The sequence below is a fragment of the Desulfovibrio inopinatus DSM 10711 genome (assembly GCF_000429305.1).
Taxonomy (GTDB): Bacteria; Desulfobacterota; Desulfovibrionia; order Desulfovibrionales; family Desulfovibrionaceae; genus Alteridesulfovibrio; species Alteridesulfovibrio inopinatus.
On the sequence record NZ_AUBP01000037.1, the window covers coordinates 33,333 to 47,470 of the forward strand.

Sequence of the window (14,138 nt, forward strand, 5' to 3'; positions counted from 1 at the left end):
ATCACCGCAATGCTCTTGCGTGATGAAAACACCGGTCAGAGTCTGGTATCCAAAAGAATCGGTTCGCTTGTCTGTATTGTGCCACTTTGTCTTGAACGCATTGGGATCATTTTTGCAAAATAACGCGAGATCTCCTTTTTAGCGTCTCACCAAACCTGCAAACGAGGTCTTTACATCTCATCATTCAGAAAATTTTGGCTACAGCAGCAAAATCTTCTTCACTCAAGCCTTGCGCAACCGCTTTACTGAAAAGTTGGAGCACCTGGTGCGCACATGGAGCACTTGCCCCGCTTTCATACGCTGTATCCACAACAAATTTCAGGTCCTTAGCCATATGCTTTGCCGGAAACTGTGTCGGGAATTCGTTGGTTCGCAGCATGGGCTCTTTCAATTGAAACAAGCCGTTTGCCAAAGGCCCGGACATGACGACATCCAGCATGGTGTCAACGTCCAATCCGTTCTTTCCACCGAAATGAAGCATTTCAGCCAAACCGGCCATCATTGTGCCGAGCAATAAATTGATGGACATTTTCATCGCCGCGCCATGTGACGCCGGACCACAATGGACGGTGCGCTTTCCCATAACATCAAACATGGGTTGCAACTCTGCAATATCCGTTTCTTCACCGCCGGCAAGAATCACCAGTGTTCCGTCTTCAGCCGGCTTTTTCGACCCGGAAACGGGTGCATCCACAAAGCGCGCACCTGTTGCTTCAATACGTGAAGCCAACTTCCGGGTATACCCCGGAGAAACCGTACTCATATTCACAACCGTCATGCTTGGCGTGAGAGCTTGTGCTGCTCCATCAGGACCGAATACAACCATATCGACAGCCTCGGGACCCGTCAGCATCAAGAAAATAATATCACTCGCTTCGGCCAAAGCGCGAGGAGTCGGCGCGACCGTTGCACCAGCTTCAGCTGCGTCCTGACAACGTTCTGCCGTCCGATTAAACACGGTGATCTGAAATCCTGCTCGAAGTAGGTTGAGTGACATCGGCAAGCCCATTATGCCCATACCCACGAAGCCAAGAGTTTTTGCCATAGTGTTTTCTCCTCCCTCGTAAGGGGTGCACGGCTGTATGCACGTTCTCAAAAGCCTACATCATATCCCGCATGGAACCAAAAAAATGATCAGGATCATAATCTTGCCCGAGAAGTTCCGGCGCCTTTTCAAAAAAATCGTCCCATCCAAGAAGTTCTCCCAGCTTCTTTTTGTCACGAAAGAATTTAAACGTCGTTCCCTTCGGACACTTGGTTAAATTGATTTCCACATACGCTCCCGACGGCATAGGTTCCCCCCAAACAGCCGACCATGACGTTCTATCCCCCTCTGTTTTCTTGTATTTTTCAAAAAACTGTTCAAAAACATCGCGAATTGTACTGTTGTCCATATTTTCCTCCATCCTTGAGCATACCACCACTTCCCCCAAAAAGAAAAGCCGGCCACAATCGGCCGGCTTGTATTTCAATGAAGAGACCACAAACATTGTGGTCTCACGAATCGTGTGTCTTATTTTTCAGTCATCTGGTCAAACGCTTCCAAAGCGTGTGAAGAATACACGAACGCTGCGCCAGCGTTCAAGGCAACCGCCATAGAGAGCGCTTCCATCAATTCGTCTCGTGTTGCACCAAATTCGACGGCTTTGCTCACATGCACGGCAATACACGTATCACAGCGGGTGGTCGACGCCACGGCGAGAGCAATCAATTCACGGGTCTTGGGATCAAGCGCTCCTTTGGCTTGGGCAGCTTCGTCAAGGGTACCAAGCCCCTGCATAAGCTTGGGATTTCCCTTGGCCAAAGTTCCAATAGCGTTCACAGCATTGCCAAGAAATTCTTTCCAATTCAACAGCATTCCTCTCTCTCCTTTGATTGTAGGCACATGCCTATGGTGTTGTCGTAAGAGAACAGCGCGGAAAGCAGTCTGTGCGAAGGAACAAACGACGGGGAAGACGATACGGCCATCTGTGTCAACGAGTACTGACTGCCATAAAATTCATACTACGACGGGTACGATCTCTGGTCAAACGAGAAATTGATTCCCAGCTCAATCAACTCCCAGTTCCTCACAGGTCTTCGATTGCCGACCAGCCTCAAGTCCTATACAGTCTGCATTCTCTTTCCTTTAACATCATCGCAAGAAAATATGAACGACGCACACATTCACGCTATCGCCAAAGAATTATCGCTCCCGGCCCCTTCCGTTTCTGCCGCTGTCTCCCTGCTTGACGAAGGGGCTACGGTCCCGTTTATCGCACGCTATCGCAAAGAGGCAACCGGTTCTCTCGATGAAGTCGCTGTCGCGTCCGTGCGCGATCTTCTGAACCAACTCATTGAGCTGGACAAACGCCGGGAATCCATTCTCGCATCTCTGCGAGAGCGTGACCTCCTCAATGATGCTCTTGAAAAAGCCATTGTGGCCGCTCAGACCAAAGCGGACTTGGAAGACATATACCTCCCCTACAAACCGAAACGCCGCACACGAGCTGCGCTCGCCAAAGAACGCGGACTTGAACCGCTGGCAGTGCGACTTTTTGCCCAAACCGGTCAAGATCCCCAAAAATTGGCGCACGAATTCGTCAATCCTGACAACGATGTTCCCGATGAAACGTCTGCGCTGGCCCAAGCCAGAGACATCATTGCCGAACAGGTGAGCGAAAGCCCGATATTACGATCAGCTATACGAGAATTATTCACCACCAAAGCACGTTTCCGTTCCAAGGTCGCCAAAAAGAAACAAGACGCTTCCGAAGCCACACCATACCGCGACTGGTTCGATTGGGACGAAGCGGCCCGCACCATTGCGGGCCATCGAGCCTTGGCAATGTTTCGCGGCGAACGCGAAGGAATCCTTTCTCTTTCGATTCGACCGGATCAAGAAGAGGCCATACGCCGCCTTCGCAGTCGTGTGCTTAAAGGACGTGGCAAAGATTCGGAGCAGGTCGGTTTAGCCATCGACGATGGATACAAACGACTCCTCGCGCCCTCACTTGAAAACGAACTCCGTACCGCTATTAAAATTCGCGCCGATGAAGAAGCCATTCGCGTTTTTACTAACAACCTGCGCGAACTCCTGCTTTCATCACCCCTTGGGCAAAAGCGCGTCCTCGCTCTGGACCCAGGCTACCGAACCGGTGCCAAAACCGTTGTTCTCGATGCCCAGGGAGGGCTTGTCAGCCATACCACTATTTACCCGACGGGATCACAAAAACAACAGGACGAGGCCGCGGCCACTGTCCGTCGACTTGTCAACGATCACGCCGTTGAAGCCATCGCCGTGGGCAATGGCACAGCCGGACGTGAAACCGAAACATTTGTCCGTGCTCTCAACCTCGACCTTCCGGTTGTTCTCGTCAATGAATCCGGCGCGTCCATCTACTCTGCGTCGGAAATAGCCCGCCGAGAATTTCCCGATCTCGATCTCACCGTACGTGGGGCGGTCAGTATCGGACGCCGGCTTATGGACCCATTGGCCGAATTGGTAAAAATCGATCCCAAATCCATCGGGGTGGGGCAATATCAACATGATGTGGACCAGGCGGCGTTGAAACGTGCTCTGGACGATGTCGTCACAAGCTGCGTCGGAGCCGTTGGCGTGGACGTGAATACGGCGAGTCCAGAACTTCTGGGATATGTCCCCGGACTGGGACCGAGCTTGGCGCAGAATATTATTGAACATCGCAACGCAGGAGGACCGTTTCAAGACCGCAAACAACTTCTTGCCGTCAAACGACTCGGCCCCAAAGCCTTTGAACAAGCTGCCGGATTTCTCCGAGTGCGCGGTAAGAACCCTCTGGATGCTTCGGCCGTCCATCCTGAGCGCTACACACTTGTTGAACGTATGGCTCAAAGCCTCGGCATGACATCAGCAGAACTCATGACTGATGGTTCCGCCCGAGAGCGCATCGCATTGGATGCATTTATTGATGACTCTGTCGGGTTGCCGACATTGACCGATATCATGGCGGAACTCGCCAAGCCCGGCCGTGATCCTCGACCGGCGTTTGAAATCTTTTCCTTTGCCGATGTGCATGACATCACTGATCTCCATCAGGGAATGCACATTCCCGGTATCGTCACCAATGTCACCAAGTTCGGTGCATTTGTCGATGTCGGCGTGCACCGTGACGGGCTTGTCCATATCAGCCAACTGGCCGACCATTTTGTCTCTGATCCGGCATCGATGGTCAATGTAGGACAACACGTCATGGTCACCGTGACGGATGTTGACACAACGCGTCAACGCATCGGTTTAAGCATGAAGACCGCCCCGCTCTCGACCGAATAAGAGGAGTCCTCCATGTCTTTGGCGAGAAAAATCGGCGGCTATTCCATCAGCAACATCTTTCTCCAGCTCATGAGCGCAGTCACGGCGTTTCTGCGCCCCAAACTGCTCACTCCAGCACAATTTGGCCTTTGGAACCTCCTCAACGTCATCCCCATGTACGCTACCTATTTGCACTTCGGAACACGAGATATCGTTCGGTATCAAATTCCAGTCTATACGGCGTGTGGCGATGAAGAAAAAGCACGAGAAGCTGTCGGGACACTGTATTTTGGTTCCCTGGCGACCAGTCTGGCGCTGAGCGCTTGTCTGATCGCTGCTGCTGCCTTTTGGCCGGGTTCTCTTGTTGAACGCATCGGCCTTGTTGCGTTTGCCGGCATCACCATGCTGAATTGGTACTTTGAGTACAACTTGGCCTTGCTCAAAGCCCATCAATTGTTTGGTATGCTCTCACGGCTCAATTATATCCGCCCGGTGCTCTCCTTTGTTCTCACACTCACCCTTGCCGGTGCATTTGCAATTTATGGATTGTATGCAGCAACATTCCTCGTCATGCTCGTCCTCATTGTTTTCATCCGTCGAGCTGCCGGAACATGGCCGAGAGGAATCTTTTCCTGGCCGATATATGTCTCAATGGTCAAAAAAGGGCTCCCCATCACGCTCTTTGGATTAGCGATTGCCATGCTGATCACCATGGGACGATTTTTCGTCGCCGGGTATCTCGGTGATATCCAACTCGGTTATTATGGCTTATCCACCATGGCGTTTACAGGACTCATGCGTATTCCCGGAGCGGCTCGGGAAGTCATAGAACCCCTCTTTATGACCGACTCAGCGAAAAGTGCGAATCGAGAAAGTCGCCTGGCGGGCATCGAATCGTTTTTTCTTCGCCCACTGCTAACGACAGCAGCCACCATGCCATTTCTTCTTGCTGGCGTGCTCTATGCTTTTCCGCCCTTTGTCCATTATGCTCTGCCACGCTATGAACCCGGGGTTGTTGCAACACTCTGGGCTGTCCCTGGTATCTACTTTTTGTCGCTCTCTTTTGTTTTTCGCGGCCTTCTTGTGGCTCTTGGTCTGCAGGCGCGTGTCCTGTGGGTTATTATTCCCCCTATTGGACTCAATGCTCTACTGATGTGGGGAGCCCTCCACCCTGCCGGTCTCGGAATGGGAATCGAAGCCGCATCCATTGCAACCAGCATAAGCCAATGCGCCTTACTTCTCGGACTTATTTGGTTCACGAATCGCCACATCCCGGAAAAACCCGTATCCTGGAAAAGGACACATCTACGCTTAAGTCTTCCTCCTCTCATTCTCGGGCTCGCGTATGGGATGTTGTATTTTGCCTTTTCTCATCTCTCCATGCTGGCATATCATGCACTTGCCGGTACATTGTTTTGCATTTTGGCCTTACTGGTGTATGTTATTCTCTCTGATCGCGGCCAAAACCTCGGGCTCCCGAGCCCTCTTGCTCGATGGATGAAAAAGACCGATGGCAGATCTCAAAGGTAAAATCGCCGTCCTCGGCCAAAGTGTCCAATTGTATGGCGTCTGGCAGACCATACAATTTACTTGGCGCTTTTTTGTGTACCACATCTCTAAACGGCTCCTTGGCAAAAAAACGGCTCTTCGCCACGTCGACGGTTTTGCCATGATGCTTGACCTCCATACCGGTGGAATTTCCAAAACTCTCTTCCAATATGGTGAACGGGAGCGCGACCAGCTTGCCCTCTTCCGCCGTTTCCTTCACCCAGGAGATACTGTCCTCGAACTGGGGGCCAACATTGGATATTATCTTTTGCATGAAGCCGCCTGTATTGCACCTTCCGGCCGTATTCTCGCAGTAGAACCGGATCCACGTAGTTTTTCCCTCTTGAAAAAAAATATTTCCATCAACCAGCTCGACCACCGCGTCAGCCTTCATGAAACGGCATTATCCAATACAGAAGGAAGTCTTCGTTTCGGTTTAGCGTCAGAAGCCAATTTGAGCCGTCTCCTTGCCGAAAACGAATCGGCCAATGCCTTCGAAAGCGTACGTACCGTGCCGGTTGAGGATACGGGCGATTTTCTTGAAGCACACAACGGGGCAATAGCGGTACGTATGGATATCGAAGGCGGTGAAGTCGAAGTGCTTTCCTCCCTCATCCGACTCTATGATCGTGCCCCGGCATTATGCCCGACAAAACTTTTTTTTGAAGTTCATCCGCAGTATTATACCCACGGCCGCAATATGCCCGCCGTCATGACGCAACTGTTCGAACGCGGTTTTCACGTTCGCGCTGTGACAAGCCAACATGCGCAAGCAGCAACCCGCATTCAGGATCTCGGCTATGAAGCTGAGACCGTCCTGCTCACCCAGTTCAAACAGCGCAGCACCTTTGGCCCCATACGCGACCAGGATGCTATTGCATTAACCATAACGGCGGATACTCTCCGCATTCTCTATATGGAGCGCTCCGAGCATGCCTGATTTGCCCTCTGCCACGATTATTATTCCGACGTTCAATCGCCCAGTTGAACTGACCAATTGCTTGGCCTCCATCATCACGCAGACGGTCAAACCACTCGAGGTTATCGTTATCGACGATGGTGGCGAGTGCAATATCGATCAATATGATGCTTTTGCTGCGGCCCAAATTCCCCTTATCTGCATTCCCAAGGACACTCCTGACCTGACGACTTCACGCAATATTGGTATCGCTCGCGCAAGGGGAGAGATCATCTGCTTTTTGGATGATGATACTGTTGTCGAACCCGATTATTTGAAAGAAATTCTCACTGTGTACCAAAACGACCCGAAGCATGAAATCGGCGGTGTTGGTGGATATGTCACGAATCCCAAGCCATTGGGGGTGATTATGCGGCTTCGTCGCCCTGTCAACGTGGCATTTGGTATTTCCGGATTTCGTGAAGGAAAGGTTCTTCCTTCCGGCTTTGTTACCAATTATAATACGACCGAATTCCCCTTACACGCTTTGACCCAGGTCGATGTTCTTATGGGCTGCACATCGTCGTTTCGCCGTGATGTATTCAAGCAATTTCTTTTCCGCCCAAATTACTACAATTACGCACTTGATGAGGATTATGATTTTTCATACCGCGTTGCCCAGCATTGGAAGTTGTTCATCACCCCCAAAGCGCGGTTGCAACATTTTGAATCTCCGCTCTCACGGCCGAAGAAAGGCAAGATATCCCACAAATTTCTCATTGGCCGTTATCTCTTTTTCAAGTCTTACGTCAAAACAGGCTGGTGGAGCTGGGGCTTTTTCTATTACGCATTAACCGGGTACACCTTGTCACGGATGCTGATCGCCATTGCCGCTTTGGTTATCGGTGATCGAAGTGAATGCAGCCGAATGGTGAGTATTTTCGAAGCCTGGCGTGACATCCTTCGTGGGCGTGTAGAGTATCAGTCATGAAACGAATTCTTTTTGTCCTCATCATATCTATCGGATGCAATCTTGCACTATCATGTCTCGCATTCACAGAAACACTATGCTTACGTCCGTACACCGATGATTCTCCTTGGAACCTTCCCATAGGTCCCGATCCGGTCATCGATCCACAAAGCGACCATTTCATTCGGCAATTTGATGGTATTTTTGGCTGCAATCCTTCAGCATATACCTATCCTGTATACTCCGTTACCCCAACAACACCAGATCGCATTTTTCTTGTTACGGGGATCTACTCAAATGTCGTTGATAACGGAACGAGACTCGATCGACGAAAAAATATTTCTTTGACGCTCAAAGCACCACGTGGTGCCAAACCGGCGCAAGGACATGACGCGCAGATTATTCTTCACAATCCGGTGACAGGAGACGAATGGGGCTTTTGGAAATCGAAAAAACAGGGCCCCATGTTCAAAACGCAGAATGGGTATCATTACAATACACACTGGTCGGGTGTACCTCCTTCCGGTTTTATGAGCCGGGGAGCCGGCATGCCTTATCTTGCCGGGCTGGTACGTCCATGTGAACTTCTGCAAGGACACATTGATCACGCCCTGGCCCTCGCCGTAAATGATCCATCACCACTTTTTGTCTATCCTGCGATCAAAAGCGATGGTGATGGCCCAATCTCCAATATCCCGGAAGGCGCACGCCTCCAGCTTGATCCATCATTAACTGAAGCAGATTTCGATGCAATGGGGTTAAGCGAGCCGGCTCGCATTCTTGCCCGTGCGATGCAAACGTATGGACTGATTGTTGTGGATAAAGGCGGACATCCCAAAATCATGATTGAATATGAAGGAAGTGCCGATTGGAGCGGTCTGCTTGATGAGCATTCCATCAGATCCATTCCCTACCACCACTTACGGGTGCTCTCTCTCAACACTCCTGCGGTGCCGGAAGCTCCTGCGCTTGCAGCAGCCGGCCGTATCCCGGAAAGTCCGGAACACATTGCAATCACGTGGACCCCTTCGGCGTCCGCAACCAGCTACCGTATTTTCAGATTTGATACGATGGACACCCCGAGCGTGATCGCCATTACCACGGCTCAGGTATATACCGACCTCAATCCTCCATCTGCCCCACAATACGCCATTCAAGCGATCAATCATAACGGTGCCAGCGCTTTAACGCCGGTGGTCATGCCATAACAGCAACGGCTTCCACTTGAGCTGTACGAAGACTCGTCAGGGAAGTAACACCAATTCCGGTGATGACAAAACAAGACTCGTAAGCGGAACATAGGGATATTCATCACTAAGATGATGCTTAATGCCATACGACGCGGCCGCGTCGAAGACGCGAAGCTTGTCGGCAAGCGTGCAGTGGTCTTTCAATATGCCCTGAAGGTGAATAATGGGTGCGCCGAGAAGAAGCCCCACCCGAGAGCCGGTTCCTTCTAGTCGCTCATGAATGGGTCGGATATACCGGATTCCCGGATATCGACGAAAAAGACGCGGTTGGAGATCTGGCCAGAGACCAAACCCGATCTTGGTATGGTGCGTGTCTGGATACAACGTAACACGCTGAAAGTAGATAAGATCAAAGTCCATTCCGACAAGTGTCGGCAGAATCTGCTGGAGAGCAGGCGACATGCGTTCATCCGCATCGAGCGAAAAAACCATTTCCGACTGGCAGAGTTCAAGCATGGCATTGCGTTGCGCCGCAAAATCGGCATTCAAGGGACGGGCGCGTTGTGTGATGCCCCGCAAATGGGAAAACAATGCCCCCTCTTCAACCGGAACGTCGAGAGCATCCCAAACAAGGACTGTCTGATGCGCATAATCAGGCAGAGCTGTAGCAAACCCAGACAAATCTGGTTCACCGGGTCTGAGAATAGCGGCTGTGGTCAAGGTTCGTGACTCGTCAGAAGAATGCACGGCAACAGGCTGCGTTTTGAAAAACAATTGCCGTAGCGTCGCCCCTGTCTCCGATTGCACTCTGGTTGCAATTTCCGGATTATTGAGAAACAGCGTATTCTCCGGAGTCAAACCGGATTGTCGCAAAAGGCAAAACAACGCCATGGCGGAAGTATCCGCCACAAGATAAAACGACCGTTCAGGAAAATCATGGCGTGCCTGTCGGGCCGCATCCATAACCCATTCCACAACCACCAACGATACCGTTGATGGGAGTTCGCGGACAAGTCGTTCCACAATTCGCCCGCAACCGACCCCGGCTAAAACAATATTTGCTACGGGCTGACGAAGCGCTGTCTTGATGAGGCGATCTTCTATTCGCTGAGAAACAGGAGCACAGACAGTGGCGTCTTTTTCAGGCTGGCCAAGGCAATAATTCAGAACTTCGTCACTATATCGGGAACTCTCAACGAGGTTCATAAAATACGTTGCGCCTTCTTTTTTTCTAGCAGTTCGTGGTAAACATCTTCAAGTTGTCGGACAATATTCTGGACTCGATACAAGCGTGCAGCTTTGGCACGCCCGGCTTCCCCAAGCAGACGCGCCTGGTCGGGCCTATTCAACAGCCAAAGAATAGCGTGGGCATAATCTTCCGCCGTATTCACCACAAACCCGGTTTTTCCATCCTCAACAAGTTCAAGTTGGGCATTGTCGCGATCCTCCCGTGCCGGGTGTGTTATGACAGGCAGTCCACAGGCCATGGCTTCCGCGATGACCATGCCGAAAGATTCTCCAGAATCATTAGCATGGGCGAACACACTGAGCCCTCCTAAAAACACTGCCAAGGCCATATCCGATACAAGCGGTTTATGCAAAATAACATGGTGAGAAAGCCCACGATTTTTGACAAACGCTTCAAACTCTTTTGTTGCCCCAACGACTCTGAATTGGATATCGCTCCGTTGTGCAATAATACGCGGTAAAAATTCGTACACGAGCGTCGACCATTTTCCCAAATCAGCACGTGAAACCCGCCCCACAATGGGATTAGAAAATTGATGTCCAGGGACGAGAATGCGAAAAAGATCCGTGTCGACAGGATTATAGAGAACTCTGTGCTTGAAGGGATCAAACTCTCGATTAAGCCCGTTGATAAGACGATCAAGACAAAAATGGGATACATAGAGATGACAATCAATCATTTGCGCAAGCGGAGTCGGATCATATCGACCGAATACATTGGTCTCAACAAGTACTTTCGGCTGATATAATTGGATGGGGATCAAGACCTTTCGATTCGGTGAACCAGCGCGATGAACGTGAATAATATCCGGTTGAATACGAACAAGAAAGGAAAACAAGTCCTTACCAATAAAGGTATCAATGCCCGCAGCGCGAATTGCCTTTCCACGTTCTCCATCAGAAAAAGCAAAAACAGCGGGATCGAATGCCTCTTTGTCGAGATGCTCGACAAAGTACTGCAACGTTTTTTCGGTTCCTCCAAGGCCCAAACTTTGACAAACGTGCAGAACGCGAACTGGGGGCACGGTCACTCCTTCTCAACGGGGTGTAATTAAAGATTGCACCACGCGAAGTGAACACCGAAATACCTTGCCTGACAAGAACAAATTATCATAACGCTTCCAGGCTTCGCCCTCATACGATATTCCTCAAGAAAAATTCATTTACGTCTTCTCGTTAGTTATCAAGTTGGGCAATCTGACTTTTCAGTTGTGACAATATATCATCATAATAACCCAATCTCGCGTCAAGGTTAGCATAGCGTTCGCGTAATCGCGTCTCCATTGTCTTAATACGGCGGTCTTCATAGTCTATCTTTTTATCAATATTATCCACGATATCGTCATAGTTCTCTTCCAAAATAGCAAGCGGGCCAACCTCGTCTGCAGTCAATACTTCAAGTTTGTCGATGAGTTCCCCGGTTTTTCCTTGCTTGAAATTGACTTGATGCGAATAGGTTCCCGCATTCAGGTTATTGACCGAAATGACAATACCGCGAGAACCTCCCGAGTCTGACATAATCGTATGCTTCGTATTACCAATAAAATCCGGATTGACTGCTACACCATCGACGGATGCGGACGTAATGTCACCAGATGCATCGACGGTATATTCAAAAGTATAGACACCAGCTTCTGTTGTCCCAGAAATACACGATTCATAAGAAATATCGGATGAATTCGTACTGCCGACATCCACAGCGGAGAACAATAACGCGACGGCATACGGATCAGCATCAAGAGCCTCATCCAATTCTTCTTCATCAAGGACAAGTAACCCCGCATTGACCGATCCTTCCTCCGCATCTGTCAAAATACCGAGCTGAGACAGGGTACAATATGTATCGTCATCGTAGTCAAACCCAGGGGCTTTATCGGAAACAGTTGTCTTGAGCTGTGACGAAATGAGCTGGACCCCATAGTTCCCTGTCAAGAGAGACCCTCTTTGTGTCGTTTCATCAAACTTCGTCATCAACTTAATGAGATTACGGACTTGGTTCACTTGATCGACAAAAGTACGTACATTTTCTTTCACGGCTTCGTAATCGGTCCCAACCGTGATTGTTTCCGTTGAGCCTCCACTATCGCTCCTGAGATTCAGTGTTAGTCCTGCGATGACGTCGGAAATGGTATTCGTCGAACGTTCAATCCAACCAGCCGCAGGCCAGCCATCAACTCTAAACTGGGCGTCCTGGTTGACTTGCGTTTCATCAAATTTCGAGTTGTCGTCGAAATCCGTAACGGTTGTCGTGCCATCAATCGTGATTTCCCCTTCGTCTGCCCCCGTATCCATACTACGTATCTGAAGATAATACGATGTACCGTCGTATAGGACAGACGCTTTGACACCGGGATTATCGCTATCCGCATTGATAATATCTTTGAGATCCTTCAAAGAAGAGCCATTGGGAACTGTGAGAGAATAGACCGTCGGATCGGAACCATAGGAATACGCGAAAACAAGGTCCCCTCCAGTACCATTGACAGATGTATCCTCACTGGCAAAGGACGCTTGAGAGACCATGACTGAAGTTTGGGCCGTTTGATTGACTTCAATAGTATGAGATCCTTCATCGGCGTCAGCGTCTGCCGTTGCTGTCAACACCGAAGAATCCGTAACATTTGCTTCTTTCGTCAAAAACTCCCCAACAGTATCCATACCCTCAAGACTTGTCTTCAACCTCAACATCTGGACGTTCAACGCTTGAAAATACTCAATTTTGTTATTCCATGATGCTTTCCAGTTTTCCAACGTGGTCTTGCGCATGCCCTCTACGGCCAGCAAGCTGTTGATCATAGAGTCGAAGTCGGTGCCGTTTCCAAGACCGGTAAAATGGATCGCTCCGGAAGTTGAGGTGAGATCCGTTGAATCACTTGATGTACTTGAACTGCTTGTGGAGCTTGTTGTCGAGGTCTGTTTCGACGTGCTTGGAACACTATTAAAGCTATAATGCTTATAATCTGCTGTGGGGTCAGTTATCATAATATTAACCTCATTAGGTTTATGTATACTTTGTAAGTAAACTCACCCAACGAGAAGCATCTATCATGCCATTTTAAAAACGGTTCACTTATTCATCCTTATAGGGTATACTTTCAACTCTTAAAGCAAGATTTTCTTCTTTTCCCTTTTGACTCACCTACATTTTTAAATCAAAAAATCTCATTCAATTATAGGTTGTTATGCCAAAAAATACATAGGCAATGCACAACAAAGGATATTCCCTGTCAATGACATTAATTTGCATCATACGTCGATCTCTCGTCGCTGCGCACGCATCACATCGCCAATACACCGATTCATGCCATTTTATGCCTATGAGACCAGAAAATTCTACCTGTCGCTGCCCACCGGCCGGAAGATTATTCCACACAAGCTATATTAATCAACATTATCTATACAAATCGATATATCGATCGAAATTGCTAATTCGATAATCAAAAATTAAGAGCCACTAACAAAACCACAAAGTAATGACAGAGCAAGCCAAGGAACACAGGCAAGATAGGCGTCAGCACTTCTTTCATAGCGAATGCGTAGCACTCCCCCCTTTAGGTTTGGGAGGCTATTGGGGAAAAATGGGTTCAATTATCGTCCACAGGCGTTCAAATTCAGCGGGCTTCATAATCACCTCCCCCTGAAAGAAATAAGAATCATCAAGATGATTGGCTAGTTTTTGTTAGGGCGTGTTTCTAAATTACCGCAACCAGATGAGACATGAGGCGATAGTAACCATTGCCAAGAAAGTCATCTGCAATTTTTCGTAACGAGTAGCGATTCGTCTAAACTCTTTGAGCTTGCAAAAAAAGCACTCTACGAGATGTCGTTCTTTGTAAATGTGCTTGTCGTATTTCCGCTGGTTGCGACGATTCTTTTTGGGCGGAATAACAGGCTTGGCATTCTGTCCGATAATGAGACTTATGAAGCTGTTGCAGTCATAAGCCTTGTCGGCGGCTACAAATTCAGCCTGAAGTCCCTGAATTAACTCTGGGGCCGGAACGCTGTCATGTACCT

General features: G+C 49.3%; 12 protein-coding genes. 5 read left to right on the forward strand and 7 right to left on the reverse strand.

Annotated elements, in window-relative coordinates; translation table 11 throughout:
- Positions 1-184: 184 nt before the first annotated feature.
- The 3 genes from G451_RS0118880 to G451_RS0118890 form a co-directional block, all read right to left on the reverse strand.
- On the reverse strand, positions 185-1,045 hold the full coding sequence (locus G451_RS0118880; protein WP_027185480.1) for an NAD(P)-dependent oxidoreductase: 861 nt from the start codon (positions 1,043-1,045) through the stop codon (positions 185-187).
- Positions 1,046-1,100: 55 nt separating this feature from the next.
- Positions 1,101-1,394: a hypothetical protein gene (locus G451_RS0118885; protein WP_027185481.1), complete on the reverse strand. Its 294-nt coding sequence runs from the start codon at positions 1,392-1,394 to the stop codon at positions 1,101-1,103.
- A gap of 119 nt (positions 1,395-1,513) precedes the next feature.
- Complete coding sequence (locus G451_RS0118890; protein WP_027185482.1) at positions 1,514-1,858, reverse strand: carboxymuconolactone decarboxylase family protein; 345 nt, start codon at positions 1,856-1,858, stop codon at positions 1,514-1,516.
- Between the two features lie 291 nt (positions 1,859-2,149).
- Here G451_RS0118890 and G451_RS0118895 point away from each other — a divergent pair, with 291 nt between their 5' ends.
- Genes G451_RS0118895 through G451_RS33100 form a run of 5 tightly spaced genes read left to right on the forward strand, consistent with a single transcriptional unit; the run spans position 2,150 to position 8,894 of the window.
- Positions 2,150-4,291, forward strand: coding sequence for a Tex family protein (locus tag G451_RS0118895; RefSeq protein ID WP_027185483.1), 2,142 nt, complete (start codon positions 2,150-2,152; stop codon positions 4,289-4,291).
- 12 nt (positions 4,292-4,303) lie between these two features.
- Entirely contained in the window at positions 4,304-5,800 is a 1,497-nt protein-coding gene (locus G451_RS0118900; protein WP_027185484.1) for a lipopolysaccharide biosynthesis protein, read from the forward strand.
- Entirely contained in the window at positions 5,781-6,758 is a 978-nt protein-coding gene (locus tag G451_RS0118905; protein WP_027185485.1) for an FkbM family methyltransferase, read from the forward strand. The genes G451_RS0118900 and G451_RS0118905 overlap by 20 nt, the downstream gene beginning before the upstream one ends.
- On the forward strand, positions 6,751-7,707 hold the full coding sequence (locus G451_RS0118910; RefSeq protein WP_027185486.1) for a glycosyltransferase family 2 protein: 957 nt from the start codon (positions 6,751-6,753) through the stop codon (positions 7,705-7,707). Before G451_RS0118905 ends, G451_RS0118910 begins: the two co-directional genes overlap by 8 nt.
- Positions 7,704-8,894, forward strand: a complete 1,191-nt coding sequence (locus tag G451_RS33100) for a hypothetical protein (protein ID WP_051261683.1) — start codon at positions 7,704-7,706, stop codon at positions 8,892-8,894. Before G451_RS0118910 ends, G451_RS33100 begins: the two co-directional genes overlap by 4 nt.
- 36 nt (positions 8,895-8,930) lie before the next feature.
- On the opposite strand, the gene G451_RS30390 is transcribed toward G451_RS33100, so the two are convergent.
- The 4 genes from G451_RS30390 to G451_RS30395 form a co-directional block, all read right to left on the reverse strand.
- Positions 8,931-10,082 (reverse strand): glycosyltransferase family protein, encoded by a 1,152-nt coding sequence (locus tag G451_RS30390; RefSeq protein WP_051261684.1) that lies wholly within the window; start codon positions 10,080-10,082, stop codon positions 8,931-8,933.
- Entirely contained in the window at positions 10,079-11,149 is a 1,071-nt protein-coding gene (locus tag G451_RS0118925) for a glycosyltransferase family 4 protein (RefSeq protein ID WP_342663769.1), read from the reverse strand. Before G451_RS0118925 ends, G451_RS30390 begins: the two co-directional genes overlap by 4 nt.
- Positions 11,150-11,300: 151 nt before the next feature.
- Positions 11,301-13,106 (reverse strand): flagellar filament capping protein FliD, encoded by a 1,806-nt coding sequence (gene fliD, locus G451_RS0118930; protein WP_084448661.1) that lies wholly within the window; start codon positions 13,104-13,106, stop codon positions 11,301-11,303.
- A 715-nt stretch (positions 13,107-13,821) separates the two neighbouring features.
- Positions 13,822-14,138 (reverse strand): transposase (locus G451_RS30395; protein WP_034642881.1); only part of this gene is annotated, 317 nt, incomplete at its 5' end.

Excerpts from the sequence above, each read along its gene's own strand:
- G451_RS0118880 (WP_027185480.1), bottom strand. The coding sequence starts at position 1,045 with ATGGCAAAAACTCTTGGCTTCGTGGGTATGGGCATAATGGGCTTGCCG.
- G451_RS0118885 (WP_027185481.1), bottom strand. The coding sequence starts at position 1,394 with ATGGACAACAGTACAATTCGCGATGTTTTTGAACAGTTTTTTGAAAAA.
- G451_RS0118890 (WP_027185482.1), bottom strand. The coding sequence starts at position 1,858 with ATGCTGTTGAATTGGAAAGAATTTCTTGGCAATGCTGTGAACGCTATT.
- G451_RS0118895 (WP_027185483.1), top strand. The coding sequence starts at position 2,150 with ATGAACGACGCACACATTCACGCTATCGCCAAAGAATTATCGCTCCCG.
- G451_RS0118900 (WP_027185484.1), top strand. The coding sequence starts at position 4,304 with ATGTCTTTGGCGAGAAAAATCGGCGGCTATTCCATCAGCAACATCTTT.
- G451_RS0118905 (WP_027185485.1), top strand. The coding sequence starts at position 5,781 with ATGGCAGATCTCAAAGGTAAAATCGCCGTCCTCGGCCAAAGTGTCCAA.
- G451_RS0118910 (WP_027185486.1), top strand. The coding sequence starts at position 6,751 with ATGCCTGATTTGCCCTCTGCCACGATTATTATTCCGACGTTCAATCGC.
- G451_RS33100 (WP_051261683.1), top strand. The coding sequence starts at position 7,704 with ATGAAACGAATTCTTTTTGTCCTCATCATATCTATCGGATGCAATCTT.
- G451_RS30390 (WP_051261684.1), bottom strand. The coding sequence starts at position 10,082 with ATGAACCTCGTTGAGAGTTCCCGATATAGTGACGAAGTTCTGAATTAT.
- fliD (WP_084448661.1), bottom strand. The coding sequence starts at position 13,106 with ATGATAACTGACCCCACAGCAGATTATAAGCATTATAGCTTTAATAGT.